We start from the raw sequence: 18,726 nt of genomic DNA, 5'->3' as shown, positions 1-18,726 counted from the left end.
CGTCACTTGGCGGTGTCGGCGACGAGACGCTCTACGGCGTCGACGGCCTCGCCGACGGCGGCCGGGTTCTGGCCGCCGCCCTGGGCCACGTCGGGCTTGCCGCCACCGCCGCCGCCGAGGGTCTTGGCGGCGGTGCGCACCAGGTCACCGGCCTTCAGGCCGCGCTCGCGGGCGGCCTCGTTGGTGGCGATGACCGTCAGCGGCTTGCCGCCCGTGACGGTGAAGAGGGCCACGACCGCGGCACGCCCGCCCTGGATGCGGCCGCGCACGTCCAGGACCAGCTTGCGCAGGTCGTCCGGGGTCGTGCCGTCCGGGACCTGGCCGGTGACGACGGCCACACCGCGCACGTCCTTGGCGGACTCGGCGAGACCGGCGGCGGCCTGGAGCACCTTCTCGGCGCGGAACTTCTCGATCTCCTTCTCGGCGTCCTTCAGCTTGCCGAGCATCGAGGAGACCTTCTCCGGCAGCTCCTCCGGGCGGCCCTTGAGCAGCTCGGTCAGCTGGTTGACGACCGTGTGCTCACGGGCGAGGAAGTTGTAGGCGTCCACGCCGACGAGGGCCTCGATACGACGGACGCCGGAGCCGATGGAGGACTCGCCGAGCAGCTTCACCAGGCCCAGCTGGGCGGTGTTGTGCACGTGCGTGCCGCCGCACAGCTCCTTGGAGAAGTCGCCGATGGTCACCACGCGGACCCGCTCGCCGTACTTCTCGCCGAACTCGGCGATGGCGCCCTGCTTCTTGGCCTCGTCGATCCCCATGATCTCGGCGTGCACGTCCAGGTCGCGGGCGAGCACCTCGTTGATCTTCTGCTCGACGTCGGTCATCACGGCCGTCGGAACGGCGGACGGGGAGCCGAAGTCGAAGCGGAAGCGGCCGGGCTGGTTCTCGGAACCGGCCTGGGCGGCCGTCGGGCCGAGGGCGTCGCGCAGAGCCTGGTGGGTCAGGTGGGTGGCCGAGTGGGCGCGGGCGATGGCCTTGCGGCGGCGGTTGTCGATGGAGGCGTGGGCCTTGGCGCCGACGGTCACCTCGCCGACCTGGACGACGCCCTTGTGGACGTACACGCCCGGGACCGGCTTCTGGCAGTCGCGGATCTCGATGACGGCACCGGAGTCGGCCTTGATCCGGCCGGTGTCGCCGATCTGGCCGCCGCCCTCGGCGTAGAACGGGGTGCGGTCGAGGACGATCTCGACCTCGTCGCCCTCGGTGGCGGCCGGCGAGGACACGCCATCGACCAGGATGCCGACGATTGTGGTCTCGCCCTCGGTGTCGCTGTAGCCGATGAAGTCGGTCTCGCCGGCGGTGTCGGCGATCTCGCGGTAGGCGCCCATGTCGGCGTGGCCGGTCTTCTTGGCCTGAGCGTCGGCCTTGGCCCGCTCCCGCTGCTCCTTCATCAGGCGGCGGAAGCCCTCCTCGTCCACGCTCAGGCCCTGCTCGGCGGCCATCTCGAGGGTGAGGTCGATCGGGAAGCCCCAGGTGTCGTGGAGCAGGAAGGCCTTGTCGCCGGAGAGGACCTTGCCGCCGGCCTGCTTGGTCTCGGTGACGGCGGTGTCGAGGATGTTGGTGCCGGCCTTCAGCGTCTTGAGGAAGGCGTTCTCCTCCGCGATGGCGACCTTCTCGATGCGCTCGCGGTCGGTGACCAGCTCGGGGTACTGCTGACCCATCATCTGGATCACGGTGTCGAGGAGGTCCTTGACCACCGGACCGGTGGCGCCCAGCAGGCGCATGTTGCGGATGGCGCGGCGCATGATGCGGCGCAGGACGTATCCGCGACCCTCGTTGCCGGGGGTGACGCCGTCGCCGATCAGCATCGTGGCCGTCCGCATGTGGTCGGTGACCACGCGGAGGGACACGTCCGAGTCGTGGGCGTCGCCGTAGCGGACGCCGGTCAGCTCGGTGGCCTTGTCGATCACGGCCATGGAGGTGTCGATCTCGTACATGTTCTGCACGCCCTGCAGAATCATGGCGAGCCGCTCCATGCCGAGGCCCGTGTCGATGTTCTTGCTCGGCAGGTCCCCGAGGATCTCGAAGTTGTCCTTGCCGGTGCCCTCGCCGCGCTCGTACTGCATGAAGACGAGGTTCCAGATCTCCACGTACCGCTCGTCGTTGACGGCCGGGCCGCCCTCGGCGCCGAACTCGGGGCCGCGGTCGTAGTTGATCTCGGAGCAGGGGCCGCAGGGGCCGGGCACGCCCATGGACCAGTAGTTGTCCTTCATACCCAGGCGCTGGATGCGCTCCTTGGGCACGCCGACGACCTCGTGCCAGATGCGCTCGGCCTCGTCGTCGTCCTTGTAGACGGTGATCCAGAGCTTCTCCGGCTCCAGGCCGTAACCGCCCTTGTCCTGGGGCGTGGTGAGCAGCTCCCAGGCGTACTTGATGGCGCCTTCCTTGAAGTAGTCGCCGAAGGAGAAGTTGCCGCACATCTGGAAGAACGTGCCGTGGCGCGTGGTCTTGCCGACCTCTTCGATGTCGGGCGTGCGCACGCACTTCTGCACGCTGGTGGCGCGCGGGAACGGCGGCTTGACCTCACCCAGGAAGTAGGGCTTGAAGGGCACCATGCCGGCGGGAACGAGGAGCAGAGTCGGGTCGTCCGCGATGAGCGACGCCGAAGGGACGACGGTGTGCCCGCGCTCCTCGAAGAAGCTCAGCCAGCGGCGGCGAATCTCGGCCGACTCCATCAGTGGTCCTCATTCCGGTTGTACGAGTACATCGGGGCTTCGATGTACTTCGGTGTGCTGCTGTTGTCGCTGGGGTTGGTCCCGATGGCGGCCTGCCGCCTGGGGGCGGGGAGTTCGGGGTCCTCGTGGATCCCGAGGGCCTCCCCCAGCTCGGCCTCCCGCTGGGCCATGTTGTCGCGGACGTCGAGCGCGAAGCCCACCGCGCGGTCCTTCAAGCGGTGACCGGTCTCCAGGGCCTTGTTCGCCGCCGTCGCGGCGAGGCTCTCCGGGGTCAGCTGCCTGAGCTTGCGGTTGACCTTGGTGGTCGCCCACACACCGGCGGCGACACCGGTGGTGAACCAGAACGTACGGCGGAACATCGCTCGGTCTCAGTCCTTACTTCCGCTTGCGTCGTGCGGCAGGGACCGTGCGGCCCACGATCACGGTACGCCGGGGGGCCTTCGCGGGCACGTCCTCCTTGCGGCCGCCCAGCGCCCGGCGGACGCCGTAGCCGAACGCCGCGACCTTGACCAGCGGGCCGCCGAAGGTGGAGGCGACCGTGGTCGACAGCGCGGAGGCGTTCGAGGTGACCTCCTGGACATCGGAGGCGATCGCGTCGACGCGGTCGATCTGGGTCTGCGCGGAACGCACGGCGGCGGAGGCGTCGGCGAGCAACGGGACGGCCTGGTCGGTCACGTCCGCCACCAGCTTGGTGGTCGCCTTGAGCGTCTGGGCCAGCCTCGCGAGTGCCACCGCGAGGAAGGAGACCAGGATCGCCCAGAAGACGGCCACCAGGATCCCGGCCACCTCTCCACCGGACACTGTGCGCACCCGCTCCCTGAAACGTGCCTCACCATCGAAAAAGTCGTGTCCGAGCCTATCGCGCCGTGGCCAGGGCTCCGTACCGGATTACCGGGCGGCGCGTACGGAGTTGCGGGAAGCGATTGTACGCAGTGAACACGGTTCAGTACGCTCCGTGTCCCATGCGAGGTTCTCAGCCCCCAGATCCCTTCTGCGACGGCGATCCGCCCCTGGAACTGACCACGTTCGTCGGGCGCTCGGCCGAACTCGCCGAGCTGACGGACGCGCTCGGCGGGGCGCGGCTGGTGACCGTGACCGGGGTCGGCGGTGTCGGCAAGTCCCGGCTGGCCGCGCGGGTCGCCGCCGGGTGGGAGTCCGGGGCCGGGCGGGTCGAGCTGGCGCCGGTACGCGATCCGCAGTTCGTGGAGTATGCCGTCGCGGAGGCGCTGGGACTGACCGACCACACCGCCCGGCTGCCACGGCAGACGCTGCTGGAGCATCTCGCCGGCCGGCCGGCCCTGCTGGTGCTGGACGGCTTCGAGCATCTGCTGGACGCCTGCGCGGAGTTGACGGCGGAGCTGCTGCGGAAGCTGCCGGAGCTGCGGGTGCTGGCCGTGGGCCGGCGTCCGCTGGGGCTGGCGGGCGAGCGGCTGTTCCCGCTGGCGCCGCTCGGCGAGGACGAGGCGGTGGAGCTGTTCACGGACCGGGCCCGGGAGCAGGGCCTGGAGGTGTCCGACGGCCCCGGGGTGCGCGAGCTGTGCCGATGGCTGGAGGGGATCCCGCTGGCGCTGGAGCTGGCGGCCGGGCGGCTGCGGGCCCTGTCCCCGGCGCAGCTGCTGCAGCGGCTGGACGACCGGTTCCGGCTGCTGACGACGGGCTCCGGCCCGCATTCCGTCCCGGGGGGACCCCCGGCGCGCCACCAGACGCTGCGCACCGCGATCGGCTGGAGCCATGAGCTGTGCACGCCCGCCGAGCGGCTGTTGTGGGCGCGGCTGTCGGTGTTCGCGCAGACCTTCGACCTGGAGGCGGCCGAGTACGTGTGCAGCGGGGACGGGCTGCCCGCCGAGGACGTCCTGGACGTGCTGTCGGAGCTGCTGGCCCAGTCGGTCGTGACCCGCGAGGAGAGCCCGGCCGGCCCGCGCTACCGGATGCTGGACACGGTCCGGGCCTACGGCGCCGAGTGGCTGGAGGGGATCGGGGACGCGGGCCGGCTGCGCAGACGGCACCGGGACTGGTACCTGGGCCTGGCGACCTGGTGCGAGCTGGACTGGTTCTCACCCCGGCAGGGCGAGGTCGCTGCTCGGGTCGAGGCGGAGCTGCCCAATCTCCGGGCGGCGCTGGAGTTCTGTCTGACGGAGCCGGAGGAGGCGCATCTCGGCCAGTACCTCGCCGGGTCGCTGTGGTTCTGCTGGGTCGGCTGCGGGCGGCTCGCGGAGGGGCGTCGCTGGCTGGCGCGCAGCGTGGAACTGGAGTCGGAGTACGACCAGTCGCGGCTGAAGGCGCTGTGGGTGCTCGGCTATGTGGCGATCCTCCAGGGCGACACCGTGCCGGCGCTGACGGTGCTGCGGGAGTGCCGGGAGCAGGCCGAGCGGGTCGCGGATCCGACGGCGGTGGCGTACGCCGAGCACCGCACCGGCTGCCTGGCGCTGGTCACCGATGACATGGCCCGTGCAGAAACGCTGCTGCGGTCGGCGCTGGACCGCTATCAGGAGATCGGCGAACTCAACAGCAATGTGCTGATGGGCCAGGTGGAGCTGGCGATGACGCGGGCCTTCCAGGGGGACCTGCCGGACGCGGTGCGGCTGTGCGAGGACGTGCGCCGGATCTGCGAGGACCACGGAGAGCGCTGGGCCCGCAGTTACGCGCTGTACGTGCTGGCGTACGCGGCCTGGCAGGAGGGCGCCCTGGACAGCGCGCGGGAGCTGCTCGCGGACTGTCTGCGCAACGCCCACGCCTTCCACGACCTGCTGGGTTCCGTGCTGGTGCTGGAGCTGCTGGCGCTGGTGACGGCCGCCCAGGGCGATCCGGCCGAGGCGGCGCTTCTGCAGGGTGCGGCGGGCCGGGTGTGGCCCTCCGTGGGGCTGTCCCTGTTCGGCTCGGCGTACTACAACGCCCCGCACGAACGCTGCGAGGCGCTCGCCCGGCAGGCGCTGGGGGACGCCGGGTACGAGGAGCGCGTGCGGGAGGGGAGCCTGATGGACCGGGAGGCGGCCGTGAACCGGGCGCTGCGGCGGAACGCGGTACGTCCGCTGGGCGCGCTGCCGACTCCACGGGGACCGGTGCCGCGGGGCGGCGGGGGCGCGAATCGCGCCGAGGCGACCGGGCGCGCCGCCGACTCCACGCGGGGTTCACACGCGCCGTAGGGCGTCGGACCGTATCGACGTGCGGCTCCGCCGCGTGGCCGCGACCTGCCCCTGCGGCCCGCGCTGTCCGGACGACCGCAGACAAAAAGACCCGCCGTCTCTCCTCCCGGCAGGGCCGGGCGGCGAGACGGCGGGCTGAGGTGCTACGCCGGGGCTGGGGTCAGCGGGCGTAGTACTCGACGACGAGCTGCTCGTCGCAGATGACCGGAACTTCCTTGCGGTTCGGCTCGCGGTCCAGGCGGAACGCCAGGGCCTTGAGGTTCACCTGCAGGTAGCGCGGGGTCTCACCCTCGGGGGCGAAGCCACCCTCGCGGGCGATCTGGAAGAGCGTCTTGTCCTTGGAGCGGTCACGGACCTGCACGACGTCGTCCGGGCGGACACGGAAGGACGGCTTGTCGACCTTCTGGCCGTTGACCTGGATGTGGCCGTGGACGACCATCTGACGGGCCTGGTAGATGGTGCGGGCGATGCCCGAACGCAGGACCAGGGCGTCGAGACGGCGCTCGAGCTCCACGATCAGGGCCTCACCGGTCTTGCCCTGAACCTTGGACGCGCGCTCGTAGGCGCGGACCAGCTGGCGCTCGGAGATGTCGTACTGCGCGCGCAGACGCTGCTTCTCCAGCAGACGGACCTTGTAGTCCGAGTTCTGCTTGCGGCCGCGGCCGTGCTCACCCGGCGGGTAGGGGCGGGCCTCGAAGTACTTGACGGCCTTCGGGGTCAGCGCGATGCCGAGGGCACGCGACTTCTTGACCTTGGGGCGGGACTGGTTCGCCACTGTCTCAATCTCTTTCGTAGTCTTCGGCTCGTCAGGGTTCAGGGAGGTCGCATCCGCAGCCGGGAAAACCCGCCGGGTCCTTGCGGGACCTGCCGGGCAGCCGTTTCCCTGGTCTGGGCACATACGTGCAGCACGCGAGTGGCCCACCGACCGTCCCGGAGCTCCGAGTGGTGGTGGGCTGCCCGCGACACCTTCGACGGTGCGCGACGCTCCTGGAACCTCGCGTCCTTGCGGCCATCGGGTTCCGGCTGGTTGTCCCGCTCTGACAGCACGGGACTCAGCACTCCGGCCAAGTCTACAGGGCGCTCACGACCGCCTGCGACCGAGGTGCTTGCGGGTCCACTCCACCGCGTCCGCGTACCGCGCCTCGGTGCCGTGCCGGCCCGGGGCGTAGTACTCGCGGTCCTTCAGGGCGTCCGGGGCGTACTGCTGCTGGGCGATGCCCTCGGGCAGGTCGTGCGGGTACACATAGCCCTGGGCGTGGCCGAGCTTGGCGGCGCCCTTGTAGTGCCCGTCGCGCAGATGCGGCGGGACCGGGCCGGCCAGGCCCTTGCGTACGTCCTCCATGGCGGCGCCGATGGCGGTCGTCGCCGAGTTGGACTTGGGGGCGAGCGCGAGGGCGATGGTGGCGTGGCTGAGGGTGAGGGCGGCCTCGGGGAAGCCGATCATCGCGACGGCCTGGGCCGCGGCGACCGCGAGGGGCAGGGCGCCCGGGTCGGCCAGGCCGATGTCCTCGCTGGCGGAGATCATCAGGCGGCGGGCGATGAACCGGGGGTCCTCGCCGGCCTCGATCATGCGGGCCAGGTAGTGCAGGGCGGCGTCGACGTCGGAGCCGCGGATGGACTTGATGAGGGCGCTGGCGACGTCGTAGTGCTGGTCGCCGTCGCGGTCGTACTTCACCGCCGCGCGGTCGACCGTCTGCTCCAGCGTCTCCAGACTGATCTCGCTCTCGCCCTTGTCCAGGGCGGCCCCGGCGGCGGCCTCCAGGGCGGTCAGGGCCCGGCGGGCGTCGCCGCCGGCGATGCGCACCAGGTGCTCCTCGGTGTCCGCGGGGAGGATGACGGCGTCCTTCAGGCCGCGCTCGTCGGTCAGGGCGCGCCCCAGCAGGCCCCGGACGTCGTCGTCGGTGAGCGGTTCGAGCGTGAGCAGGAGCGAACGGGACAGCAGGGGCGAGATCACCGAGAAGTACGGGTTCTCCGTGGTCGCCGCGATCAGCGTCACCCAGCGGTTCTCGACCGCCGGGAGCAGGGAGTCCTGCTGGGCCTTGCTGAAGCGGTGGATCTCGTCGAGGAAGAGGACGGTCTCCTTGCCGAAGCCGCCGGTGGCGCGGCGGGCGCCGTCGATGACCGCGCGGACCTCCTTGACGCCCGCGGTGATGGCGGACAGCTCCACGAACCGCTTGTTCGTCGCCTTGGAGACGACGTACGCCAAGGTGGTCTTGCCGGTGCCGGGCGGTCCCCAGAGGATCACCGAGGACGGTCCGGCGGGGCCGCCGGAGCCCTCGGCGACCAGCCGGCGCAGCGGGGAGCCGGGCTTCAGCAGATGCTGCTGGCCCACGACCTCGTCGAGGCTGCGCGGGCGCATCCGAACCGCCAGGGGGCTGGCTGCCGGGTCCTTCTCCTGGCGTTCTTCTGCTGCGGCGGTGAAGAGGTCGGGTTCCACGTCCAGAACCCTAAATCACCGCACTGACAACGCGGCCAGGGCCGGGGCTCAGGCCCAGAGCTGGCTGCCCCAGCGGGTCAGGATCAGCATGGCGATGATGCCGCAGTGCGTGACCGGCACCACCCAGGTGAACTCGCCGAAGAAGGACTTCAGCCAGCGCGGGGCCGGCAGGAAGTCGTTGCGGACGTTGAACGACGTCACGTACCAGAACATGGTGATCGTGGCGACCCAGGCCAGCGAGCACCACAGGCACAGGGCATTGATCCGGTACAGGGACTCGAACTGCAGCCAGGTGACGAAGCAGACGCCGAAGAGCGTGCCGAAGTTGAAGGTCAGCCAGTACCAGCGCGGGAAGCGGGCGCTCGCCAGCAGGCTCATGCCGACACAGATCACGATGCCGTAGCAGACCAGGCCGAGCCAGGGGTTCGGGAAGCCGAAGGCCGCCGCCTGCTTGCTCTCCATGACGCTGCCGCAGGACACGATCGGGTTGACGCTGCAGCCCGGCGTGAAGGTCTTCCCGGCGAGCTTCGCCTCGAGGATCTTGTTCTTGTCGAGCGTGATGACCCAGGCGGCCAGCAGCCCGGCCGCGCCGGTGATCACCAGCAGCAGGGCGAAGGCACGGCTGCCGCCCACCGTGCGCGGGGCGTCGGCGGCACGTTCGGGACCCGACTCCGTGGAGACGTCGTTGACTGTCGTCTTGCTCATCACGCCGATTCCGTCACTTGAGAGTTGGACCATCTTCGGGCACGGCTCATTGTGCCGTACGCGCGTGTGTGTCCACCGTTCGGCGGACACAAGAAGGTACGCACGGTGGTCACGGATCGTTCGGTTCCGGCCGACGATCGAGGGCATGACAGCACACGCGAACGAACTCGCGGTGGACGTCCGGGGGCTGCGCAAGCGGTACGGGGGCGTGACCGCGGTGGACGGGCTCGATCTCGGCATCCGGCACGGTGAGGTGTTGGGCCTGCTCGGGCCCAACGGCGCCGGCAAGAGCACCACGGTGGAGATCCTTCAGGGCAACCGGGACCGGGACGGGGGCGAGGTGTCGGTCCTCGGCGCGGACCCGGCGACGGGCACACGCGCGTGGAGATCGCGTGTCGGAATCGTCTGGCAGGACGAATCGGCGCCCGCGGAGTTGACGGTGGGCGAGACGGTACGGCACTTCGCCCGCTACTACCCGCGCCCGCGCGATCCCGAGGAGGTCGTCCGCCTGGTCGGCCTCGAGGCGAAGAGGGACAGCCGGATCAAGGCGCTCTCCGGCGGCCGGCGGCGCCGCCTCGACGTGGCACTCGGGTGATCGGCGGCCCCGAGCTGCTGCTCCTGGACGAACCGACCACCGGCTTCGACCCGGCCGCCCGGCGCCGGTTCTGGGACCTGATCCGGCTGCTCGCCGACGAGGGCACGACGATCCTGCTCACCACGCACTACCTGGAGGAGGCCGAAACCCTCGCGGACCGGCTCGCGATCGTCGCCGAGGGCCGGGTCGTCGCCGGGGGCACACCCGACGAGCTGCGCGGGCGGTACGGCGGTGAGGCCACGGTCGCCTGGCGGGACACCGACGGCTCGCCACGCACGGAGCTCACGGGCACGCCGACCCGGACCGTCGCCGCGCTCCTGCACCGCTTCGACGGCGAGATACCCGGACTGACCGTGACCCGCCCCACCCTGGAGGACGTCTACCTCCGGCTGACCGGTCAGGAGGCCGCCCGATGACCACGACCGCCGTACGGGCCACCGCCCACGACTCCACCGGATCCCTGCCCGGCGCCTGGCGGCTCGGGCTGCTGCGGGGCGGACTGGAGATCAGGCAGTTCTTCCGGCTGCGCGAGCAGGTGGTGTTCACCTTCGCCTTCCCGGTGGTGTTCCTGTTCCTGTTCGCGTCGATCTTCCGCGACCACGTCGGGCACACCGGAATCACCGCCTCCCAGCTGTACGTACCCGCGATGACGGCCTCCGGGATCATGTCGACGAGTTTCCAGTCGCTCGGCATCTCGATCGCGGTCGAACGGGACGAGACGGTGCTGCGGCGGCTGCGCGGCACCCCGATGCCGCCTGCGGCCTACTTCCTGGGCAAGCTGGCTGGTTCTGTCCACCGCCGTCCTGGAGACCGCGATCCTGCTGGCCGTCGGCACGGCGTTCTACGACGTCCACCTGCCGTCCGACCCCGGGCGCTGGTTCGACTTCGCGTGGATCTTCGTGCTGGGCCTCACCGCGTGCGCGCTGCTCGGCATCGCGATCAGCTCGGTGCCGAAGTCGGCGAAGAGCGCGAGCTCCGTGGTCGTCCTGCCCTTCCTGGTGCTCCAGTTCCTGTCCGGGGTCTACATCGCCGTCGACACCATTCCCGGCTGGATGCTCGACATCGGCGCCCTGTTCCCGCTGAAGTGGCTGTGCCAGGGCCTGCGGGGCGTGTTCCTGCCCGACTCGGCGAAGGTCCTGGAGCAGGCGCACGCCTGGGAGTTCGGGCGGATCGCGCTGGTGCTGGGCGCGTGGTGCGTCGGCGGACTGGCGCTGTGCCTGCTGACCTTCCGGTGGAAGGACCGGCGCGAGGGGTGACGGGTGACCGCGCCGACGGAGCCCACGCCAGGGACCGTTCGATCCTGCTGGGACGTGTTCTTCGCGGTGGCCCGGGTGGCCACGCAGGTCATGCTGCTGGACGCCGAGCACCCGGTGTGGCCGGTCCGGGCCGTCGCGTCCGGGCTGCCCTGCCGGGTGATCGGGCTGACGACGTACGAGACGGACCGGGACATCCTGCGGGCCGTGGAGGCGGGCGCCGCGGGCTACCTGCTCAAGGACCTGCCCCGGCGGGAACCGGCGGACGCGGTACGGGCGGCAGCACGCGGCAAGACCGTACTCGCCCCCTCGGCGGCGGCCCGCCTGGTCGACCGACCCCGCGCCGAACCGGAACTCCCCCGGCTGTCGGAGCGGGAGACGGCGGTGCTCCGGCTGGTGGCGGAGGGCTGCACGAACGCGGGGATCGGCCGACGCCCCACGCGGCGGTAGCCGCACATCGACGCAGCATCGGGGAGTCGACCGTGAAGACCCAACTGCTGCGCATCTTCGACGAGCTGGAAGTCGACGGCCGGACAGCGGCGGTCACCAGCGCCATGCGGCACGGGCTGCTGGAACAGTGAGAGGGCGCCGGGAATGCCCGGCGCCCTCTTGTCGTCGCTGAACTCAGCCCAGGCGGGACTCCAGTTCCGCCACGATCTCGTTCACACCGATCGCCGTCTGCTCGCCGGACTCCATGTCCTTGAGCTGGACGACGCCCTCGGCGAGGTCGCGCTCGCCGGCCACGACCGCGTACCGCGCCCCGCTGCGGTTGGCGTTCTTCATGGCGCCCTTCAGGCCCTTGCCGCCGTAGGAGAAGTCCGCCGAGATGCCGACCTTGCGCAGCTCGGTGATCTTCGCGAAGAGCACCCGGCGGGCCTCCTCGCCGAGCGGGACGGCGTAGACCGACGTCGTGGACGGGAGGTCCAGCTCCACGCCCTCCGCCTCCAGGGCGAGCACCGTGCGGTCGACGCCGAGGGCCCAGCCGACCGACGGCAACGCGGGGCCGCCGATCATCTCGGACAGTCCGTCGTAGCGGCCGCCGCCGCCCACCGCCGACTGCGAGCCCAGACCGTCGTGCACGAATTCGAAGGTGGTGCGGGTGTAGTAGTCCAGGCCGCGGACCAGCTTCGGGTCGTCCTCGAACGACACCCCCGCCGCCGTGATCAGCTCGCGGACCTCCTCGTGGTACGCCTTGCAGGCGTCGCACAGGTAGTCGCGCAGCAGCGGGGCGCCGGTCAGCTGCTTCTGCACCGACTCGCGCTTGTCGTCGAGGACCCGCAGCGGGTTGATGTCGACGCGCCGGCGGGTGTCCTCGTCCAGGTCGAGGCCGCGCAGGAACTCCTGCAGCGCTGCCCGGTACACCGGACGGCACTCCTTGTCGCCGAGGCTGTTCAGCAGGATCCGGAAGTCACGCAGCCCCAGCGAGCGGTACGCCTGGTCGGCCAGGATGATCAGCTCGGCGTCCAGCGCCGGGTCCTCCGCGCCGATCGCCTCGGCGCCGACCTGGGAGAAGTGCCGGTAACGGCCCTTCTGCGGGCGCTCGTAGCGGTACTGCGAGCCCGAGTACCAGACCTTCACCGGGAGGTTGCCCGTCTTGTGCAGGTTGGCCTCCAGGACCGCCCGCAGCACGGGGGCGGTCGTCTCCGGGCGCAGGGCCAGCTTGTCGCCGCCCTTCGTCTCGAAGACGTACATCTCCTTGGTCACGATGTCGGTGGACTCACCGACGCCGCGCGCGAACAGCTCCACGTCCTCGAAACCGGGCGTCTCGATGTAGCCGTAGCCGGAGTTCCTGAGGGGCGCGGCGATCGCCTCGCGGACGGCCAGGAACTTGGCACTGTCCGGGGGCAGCAGGTCGTACGTGCCCTTGGGGGCCTTGAAAGTGCTCACTGAAATTCTCGTCACATTCCTCGTCGGGGAGCGTCGGCGTCCGCTCCCTGGCCGGCGGCCACCTGCCGCAGATACGGGTTGGTGGCGCGCTCCTGGCCGATGGTCGTCTGGGAGCCGTGACCGGACAGCACCACGGTGGAGTCGTCGAGCGGCAGGCACACGCGGGCCAGCGACTCGAGCATGTCCTCCATGGATCCGCCCGGCAGATCGGTGCGTCCGATGGAGCCGGCGAACAGCAGATCCCCCGAGAAGAACACCGACGGGATGTCGGCGGTCTCGGGCATCCTGAAGGTCACCGACCCCTTGGTATGGCCCGGCGCGTGCGCGACGGAGAACTCCAGACCGGCCAGTTCGAGGGTGCTGCCGTTCGTCAGCTCGCGGACGTCGTCCGGCTCCCCCACGGTCAGCTCGCCCATCAGGGGCGTTCCGATGGACAGGCCGAGCGCCTTCCCGGGGTCGCTCATCATGTAGCGGTCCTCGGGGTGGATCCAGGCCGGCACGTCGTGCGCGCCGCAGACCGGGACGACCGAGGCCACGTGATCGATGTGCCCGTGGGTGAGGACGACGGCGACGGGCTTGAGCCGATGCTTCTTCAGTGCTTCCTCGACGCCTTCGGCGGCCTGGTGGCCGGGGTCGATGATCACACACTCCTCACCGGCGGCGGGGGCGACGAGATAACAGTTCGTCCCCCAGGCCCCGGCGGGGAACCCGGCAATGAGCACGATCGTCCTTCGTTGTGTCGATACGGGTGGCCACAAGCTGTGGTCCAGAGCCTACCGGCGCTGCCGTTTCCTCAGCGAACCCATATACCGTACGGGGCTACACACAGCGGTCGGCTCACGAGCACGCACGCGTACCGGTCGACACACGACACGCATGAGGAGAGAACCCGGTGGTCAGCCAGGAGCAGCGGCGGCGTCAGCTCGCCCGGGAGAAGTTCTTGCGGCAGCAGCAGCGGCGTACGCAGGCGCGCCGCAAGGCCCGCTTGCGCAACTCCGTGATCGCGTCGGTACTGGGCGTGGTCGTGATCGGCAGTGTCGTGCTGTACACGACCGATGTGCTGAAGGGCGACGGCAAGAAGACCAACACCGCCGCCGACGTCAAGCCCAGCGCCACGCCGACCAGCAAGGCCCCGGACCCGTGCGCGAAGCCGGCGGCCGGCTCGGTGAAGAAGCTGAGCTGGAAGAAGGAGCCGGCGATGACGATCGACACGTCGGCGAAGTACTCGATGAAGCTCGCCACGACGTGCGGTGACATCGACATCGCGCTGAAGACGGCGGCGGCCCCGCACACGGTGAACTCGTTCGGCTTCCTGGCGGGCCAGGGCTATCTCGACCACACCAAGTGCCACCGGCTGACCACGACCGGTATCTATGTGCTCCAGTGCGGCGACCCGCAGGGCACCGGCATGGGCGGGCCGGGCTACACGCTCCCGGACGAGAACCTGAAGGACAAGAGCCTGAAGGGCAACACGTACCCGGCGGGCACGGTGGCGATGGCCAACACCGGTCAGAAGCACACCGGCGGCAGCCAGTTCTTCCTGGTCTACAAGGACAGCCCGCTGCCGCCCAGTTACACGCCGTTCGGCACGGTGTCGGACGCCGGCATGAAGGTGCTGCAGAAGATCGCCGCCGCGGGTGCCCAGGCGGCCGATCCGACCTCGGGCAACACCGCTCCCAACGCCACCGTCGTGATCAACAAGGCTACGGTGACGAAGTCCTGACAGCGACCTGAAGCCCAAGACGGCCATCTGCGGAATTTCGGTCGCGCTGGATGCGGACAGGCAACCCGCTGGTCGCCTATGTTGGCCGTGACGAAACTGTGGACGATGCCGGGGGTGCCGAGGCCCCCCGCAGGCATCATGTGGAGGAGGCGCTGTGAGCAGCGACCCGTGGGGCCGCGTCGACGAGACGGGGACCGTGTACGTGCGTACGGCCGACGGCGAGCAGGTCGTCGGTTCCTGGGCGGCCGGCTCCCCTGAGGAGGCGTTGGCCTACTTCGAGCGCAAGTACGAGGGCCTGGTTGTCGAGATCGGCCTCCTCGAGAAGCGAGTGCAGACCACCGACCTGTCGGCGAAGGACGCCATGGCCGCGATCGACCACCTGCGGGAGCAGGTGGACGCGCACCACGCGGTCGGTGATCTGGACGCGCTGCGCAAGCGGCTGGACAAGCTGGTGGCGACCGTCGAGGCACGCCGCGAGGAGCGCAAGCAGCAGCGGGCCAAGCAGTCCGACGAGGCCCGCAGGGCCAAGGAGGACCTGGTCACCGAGGCGGAGCAGCTGGCGCAGTCCGACCAGTGGCGGGCGGCCGGTGAGCGGCTGCGGGCGCTGGTGGACACCTGGAAGGGTCTGCCGCGCCTGGACCGCAAGTCGGACGACGAGCTGTGGCACCGCTTCTCGCACGCCCGGTCGGCGTTCTCCAAGCGGCGCAAGGCGCACTTCGCGCAGCTGGACGCCCAGCGCGAGGAGGCCCGCCGGACCAAGGAACGGCTGGTCGCCGAGGCCGAGGCGCTGTCCGGTTCGGCGGACTGGGGCCCGACGGCGGCCCGCTACCGCGAGCTGATGGCGCAGTGGAAGGCCGCGGGCCGCGCCCAGCGCGAGCACGAGGACGACCTGTGGAACCGCTTCCGGGGCGCCCAGGACGTGTTCTTCGCCGCTCGCAGCTCGGTGTTCGCCGAGCGGGACGCGGAGCAGTCGGAGAACCTGAAGCTGAAGGAGGAGTTGGCCGGGGAGGCCGAGAAGCTCCTGCCGATCGGCGATCTGAAGTCCGCGCGGGCCGCCTTCCGCTCGATCAACGAGCGCTGGGAGGCCATCGGCCACGTCCCGCGGGACGCGCGTCCCAAGGTCGAGGGCCGGATGCACTCGGTCGAGCGGGCGATCCAGGAGGCCGAGGAGGCCGAGTGGCGCCGGACGAACCCGGAGGCACGCGCGCGTGCGGAGGGTCTGACCGGTCAGCTGCAGGCTGCCGTGGACAAGCTGAGGGCGCAGATCGAGCAGGCCCGCGCCCAGGGCAACGCTGCCAAGGCCGACAAGCTGGAGCGCGAGCTGGAGGGCCGCCAGGCTCTGCTGGACCAGGCTCTGAAGGGCCTCCAGGAGTTCGGCGGCTAGCAGCTCGCTGAAGATGTTGCGGTTCTGGCCCCGGTCCGTCTGGATCGGGGCCAGTTGCGTTGCTCGCGGTGGCCTCTGCCGACGCGTGGCTACGACCGGGTGCGTCCCGAGGTCACGCGGTAGACGTCGTACACGCCCTCTACGCCCCGTACGGCCTTCAGGACGTGGCCGAGGTGCTTGGGGTCGCCCATCTCGAAGGTGAACCGGGAGGTGGCCACCCGGTCGCGGGAGGTCTGGACGGCCGCCGAGAGGATGTTGACGTGCTGGTCGGACAGGACACGGGTGACGTCCGACAGCAGGCGTGAACGGTCCAGCGCCTCGACCTGGATGGCGACCAGGAAGACCGAGGACTGGGTCGGCGCCCACTCGACGTCGAGGATCCGCTCCGGCTCACGGGACAGCGACTCGACGTTCAGGCAGTCGCTGCGGTGAACCGATACGCCGCTGCCGCGCGTGACGAACCCGATGATCGGGTCGCCCGGTACGGGCGTGCAGCAGCGGGCCAGCTTGACCCACACGTCGTCGACGCCCTTGACCACGACACCCGGGTCGGCACTGGAGCGGCGCTTGCGGCCGCGACTGCGGGACGGCGGGACCGCCTCGTCGATCTCCTCGGTGGCGGCTTCCTCGCCGCCCAGGGCCTGGACGAGCTTCTGCACGATGTTCTGCGCGGAGACATGCCCCTCCCCGATCGCCGCGTAGAGCGCGGAGATGTCCGAGTAGCGCATCTCGTGGGCGAGCGTGACGAGGGAGTCGCCGGTGAGGATGCGCTGGATCGGCAGGTTCTGCTTGCGCATCGCCCGGACGATCGCGTCCTTGCCCTGCTCGATCGCCTCGTCCCGGCGCTCCTTGGAGAACCAGGCCCGGATCTTGTTGCGGGCACGCGGGGACTTGACGAAGCCGAGCCAGTCGCGGGACGGTCCGGCGCCGGGTGCCTTGGAGGTGAAGACCTCCACCAAGTCGCCGTTGTCCAGGGTGGATTCGAGCGGTACGAGCCTGCCGTTGACCCGCGCTCCTATGGTGCGGTGGCCGACCTCGGTGTGGACGGCGTACGCGAAGTCCACGGGGGTGGCTCCGGCGGGCAGGGCGATGACATCGCCCTTGGGGGTGAAGACGAAGACCTCGTTGCGGGACAGGTCGAAGCGCAGGGACTCCAGGAACTCGCCCGGGTCCTCGGTCTCCTTCTGCCAGTCCAGCAGTTGCCGCAGCCACGCCATGTCGTTGATGGCGTCCTTGTCCTTCGCGGACGTCCTGGGCGCGTCCGTACGGACCTTGGAGGCGCCGGCGACGGCCTCCTGCTTGTACTTCCAGTGCGCGGCGATGCCGTACTCGGCGCGGCGGTGCATGTCGAAGGTGCGGATCTGCAGTTCGACCGGCTTGCCGTTGGGGCCGATGACCGTCGTGTGCAGCGACTGGTACATGTTGAACTTGGGCATCGCGATGTAGTCCTTGAACCGGCCGGGGACCGGGTTCCATCGCGCGTGCACGGTGCCGAGGGCGGCGTAACAGTCGCGGACGGTGTCGACGAGGACGCGAATGCCCACCAGGTCGTAGATCTCGGCGAAGTCGCGGCCCCGCACGATCATCTTCTGGTAGACGCTGTAGTAGTGCTTCGGGCGGCCGGTGACGGTCGCCTTGATCCGAGCGGCCCTCAGATCGGCCTGGACCTCGTCCGTCACTATGGCCAGGTACTCGTCACGCTTCGGCGCCCTTTCGGCCACCAGCCGTACGATCTCGTCGTACATCTTGGGGTAGAGGATCGCGAACGCGAGGTCCTCCAGCTCCCACTTGATGGTGTTCATGCCGAGGCGGTGGGCGAGCGGCGCGTAGATCTCGAGGGTCTCGCGCGCCTTCTTCTCCTGCTTCTCGCGCTTGAGGTAGCGCATGGTGCGCATGTTGTGCAGGCGGTCGGCGAGCTTGATGACCAGGACACGCGGGTCCTTGGCCATCGCCACGACCATCTTGCGCACGGTCTCGGCCTGCGCGGCCTCACCGAACTTGACCTTGTCCAGCTTGGTGACGCCGTCGACGAGCAGGGCGACCGTGTCGCCGAAGTCGCGGCGCAGCTGCTCGAGGCCGTACTCGGTGTCCTCGACGGTGTCGTGCAGCAGCCCCGCCATGAGCGTGGCCGGATCCATTCCCAGCTCGGCGAGGATCGTGGTCACGGCCAGCGGGTGCGTGATGTACGGGTCGCCGCTCTTGCGCTTCTGCCCGCGGTGCCAGCGCTCGGCGACCTGATAGGCGCGCTCGATCTGGCGGAGCGTCGAGTTCTCGATCTTCGGATCATTGCTGCGCACTATCCGCAGCAGTGGCTCGAGAACCGGGTTGTAGGGGTTGGCGCGCTGCACGCCGAGGCGGGCCAGGCGGGCACGGACGCGGTTGGAGGAGCCGGTGCGGCCGGGCTGGACGACGGGCGGGCGCACCACGGGCGGCTGGGCCGGGCGCTCGGGCGGGGCCGGCTTGGGACGTGAGGCCTCCGCAGCCTTCTCGACGGGCGCGGACTGGGCGTGCTCGATCGGCCCGCGGGTGTCGTTCTTCGCGTTGGACACGTGCGGCGCGGGCTTCGCCGCGGCGGCCGAGACGGACTCGGGCTTTGCGGCGGTCAGGTGCTGGGCCTCGTCTGGCAAGAGGGCTCCTCGTGCGCGATCCGGGTCCCCCGGTCAGGCTCCGGAGACCCCATGGTAGCGATCCTGCGGCTGGTCATCGCCTTCAGGCGGAAGTGAGGACCGTCCTCCTGTGCAACGCAGGGGGTCACCGCCGGATTCCGGGGGGGTGGATTCCGGGTGTTCGCGGGGCGTGCGGGGGATGTCCCGACGGTGGCCCGCCGGGGACAGGGGCCTGACGGCGGCCGGACCGGTGCGGCTTTCGTCGCCGGGTGCGGGTGGCCCTGAGTGGAGCGCCCTCGTGGCCGGCGGCCGGCGGGG

At 70.4% G+C, this 18,726-nt stretch carries 12 protein-coding genes and 3 pseudogenes; 6 read left to right on the top strand and 9 right to left on the bottom strand.

What is annotated here, in order from left to right:
- Nucleotides 1-2: 2 nt before the first annotated feature.
- The 3 genes from alaS to ACWGJ5_RS44715 are packed head-to-tail and all read right to left on the bottom strand — an operon-like array spanning nucleotide 3 to nucleotide 3,485.
- Nucleotides 3-2,675, bottom strand: a complete 2,673-nt coding sequence (gene alaS, locus ACWGJ5_RS44725; protein ID WP_453315345.1) for an alanine--tRNA ligase — start codon at nucleotides 2,673-2,675, stop codon at nucleotides 3-5.
- The gene (locus tag ACWGJ5_RS44720; protein ID WP_453315344.1) at nucleotides 2,675-3,034 is read right to left on the bottom strand and encodes a hypothetical protein; all 360 of its coding nucleotides are present in this window, start codon (nucleotides 3,032-3,034) and stop codon (nucleotides 2,675-2,677) included. The genes alaS and ACWGJ5_RS44720 overlap by 1 nt, the downstream gene beginning before the upstream one ends.
- A gap of 16 nt (nucleotides 3,035-3,050) precedes the next feature.
- A complete protein-coding gene (locus tag ACWGJ5_RS44715) occupies nucleotides 3,051-3,485 on the bottom strand; it encodes a DUF948 domain-containing protein (protein WP_106962777.1) in 435 nt (144 codons plus the stop codon).
- A 152-nt stretch (nucleotides 3,486-3,637) separates the two neighbouring features.
- Between ACWGJ5_RS44715 and ACWGJ5_RS44710 the strand changes: the two genes are divergently transcribed.
- Nucleotides 3,638-5,818 carry an ATP-binding protein gene (locus tag ACWGJ5_RS44710; RefSeq protein ID WP_453315343.1) on the top strand — a complete coding sequence of 727 codons (2,181 nt, stop codon included), beginning with the start codon at nucleotides 3,638-3,640 and terminating at the stop codon, nucleotides 5,816-5,818.
- A gap of 160 nt (nucleotides 5,819-5,978) precedes the next feature.
- On the opposite strand, the gene rpsD is transcribed toward ACWGJ5_RS44710, so the two are convergent.
- The 3 genes from rpsD to ACWGJ5_RS44695 form a co-directional block, all read right to left on the bottom strand.
- Complete coding sequence (gene rpsD / locus ACWGJ5_RS44705; protein WP_228618885.1) at nucleotides 5,979-6,593, bottom strand: 30S ribosomal protein S4; 615 nt, start codon at nucleotides 6,591-6,593, stop codon at nucleotides 5,979-5,981.
- A gap of 306 nt (nucleotides 6,594-6,899) precedes the next feature.
- Nucleotides 6,900-8,255 (bottom strand): replication-associated recombination protein A, encoded by a 1,356-nt coding sequence (locus tag ACWGJ5_RS44700; RefSeq protein ID WP_453315342.1) that lies wholly within the window; start codon nucleotides 8,253-8,255, stop codon nucleotides 6,900-6,902.
- 48 nt (nucleotides 8,256-8,303) lie between these two features.
- On the bottom strand, nucleotides 8,304-8,960 hold the full coding sequence (locus tag ACWGJ5_RS44695) for a vitamin K epoxide reductase family protein (protein ID WP_453315341.1): 657 nt from the start codon (nucleotides 8,958-8,960) through the stop codon (nucleotides 8,304-8,306).
- Nucleotides 8,961-9,105: 145 nt separating this feature from the next.
- Between ACWGJ5_RS44695 and ACWGJ5_RS44690 the strand changes: the two are divergent.
- The 3 pseudogenes from ACWGJ5_RS44690 to ACWGJ5_RS44680 all read left to right on the top strand — a co-directional run.
- Nucleotides 9,106-9,971 (top strand): annotated as a pseudogene (locus tag ACWGJ5_RS44690) (ABC transporter ATP-binding protein).
- A pseudogene (locus ACWGJ5_RS44685) lies at nucleotides 9,968-10,811 on the top strand (ABC transporter permease). The pseudogenes ACWGJ5_RS44690 and ACWGJ5_RS44685 overlap by 4 nt, the downstream one beginning before the upstream one ends.
- A gap of 135 nt (nucleotides 10,812-10,946) precedes the next feature.
- Nucleotides 10,947-11,389 (top strand): annotated as a pseudogene (locus tag ACWGJ5_RS44680) (LuxR C-terminal-related transcriptional regulator); the annotation flags it as partial.
- A 43-nt stretch (nucleotides 11,390-11,432) separates the two neighbouring features.
- Here ACWGJ5_RS44680 and hisS read toward each other — a convergent pair.
- Both hisS and ACWGJ5_RS44670 read right to left on the bottom strand, forming a co-directional pair.
- Nucleotides 11,433-12,695 (bottom strand): histidine--tRNA ligase, encoded by a 1,263-nt coding sequence (hisS, locus tag ACWGJ5_RS44675; protein WP_453315340.1) that lies wholly within the window; start codon nucleotides 12,693-12,695, stop codon nucleotides 11,433-11,435.
- Nucleotides 12,696-12,706: 11 nt separating this feature from the next.
- Nucleotides 12,707-13,417, bottom strand: coding sequence for an MBL fold metallo-hydrolase (locus ACWGJ5_RS44670; RefSeq protein ID WP_453315339.1), 711 nt, complete (start codon nucleotides 13,415-13,417; stop codon nucleotides 12,707-12,709).
- Nucleotides 13,418-13,587: 170 nt separating this feature from the next.
- On the opposite strand from ACWGJ5_RS44670, the gene ACWGJ5_RS44665 reads away from it, so the two are divergent.
- Both ACWGJ5_RS44665 and ACWGJ5_RS44660 read left to right on the top strand, forming a co-directional pair.
- Entirely contained in the window at nucleotides 13,588-14,418 is an 831-nt protein-coding gene (locus ACWGJ5_RS44665; RefSeq protein WP_453315338.1) for a peptidylprolyl isomerase, read from the top strand.
- Nucleotides 14,419-14,572: 154 nt separating this feature from the next.
- The gene (locus tag ACWGJ5_RS44660) at nucleotides 14,573-15,802 is read left to right on the top strand and encodes a DUF349 domain-containing protein (protein WP_453315337.1); all 1,230 of its coding nucleotides are present in this window, start codon (nucleotides 14,573-14,575) and stop codon (nucleotides 15,800-15,802) included.
- A gap of 89 nt (nucleotides 15,803-15,891) precedes the next feature.
- Here ACWGJ5_RS44660 and ACWGJ5_RS44655 read toward each other — a convergent pair whose 3' ends face one another.
- A complete protein-coding gene (locus ACWGJ5_RS44655) occupies nucleotides 15,892-18,429 on the bottom strand; it encodes a RelA/SpoT family protein (protein WP_453315336.1) in 2,538 nt (845 codons plus the stop codon).
- Nucleotides 18,430-18,726 lie beyond the last annotated feature (297 nt).

The organism is Streptomyces sp. NPDC054783, assembly GCF_053611725.1.
Note: the sequence above shows the minus strand (reverse complement) of the source record. Positions and strands in the feature narration are given on the sequence as shown.

Bases quoted from the DNA above. Each gene is read 5' to 3' on its own strand.
- alaS (WP_453315345.1), bottom strand. From the start codon at position 2,675: ATGGAGTCGGCCGAGATTCGCCGCCGCTGGCTGAGCTTCTTCGAGGAG.
- ACWGJ5_RS44720 (WP_453315344.1), bottom strand. From the start codon at position 3,034: ATGTTCCGCCGTACGTTCTGGTTCACCACCGGTGTCGCCGCCGGTGTG.
- ACWGJ5_RS44710 (WP_453315343.1), top strand. From the start codon at position 3,638: ATGCGAGGTTCTCAGCCCCCAGATCCCTTCTGCGACGGCGATCCGCCC.
- ACWGJ5_RS44695 (WP_453315341.1), bottom strand. From the start codon at position 8,960: ATGAGCAAGACGACAGTCAACGACGTCTCCACGGAGTCGGGTCCCGAA.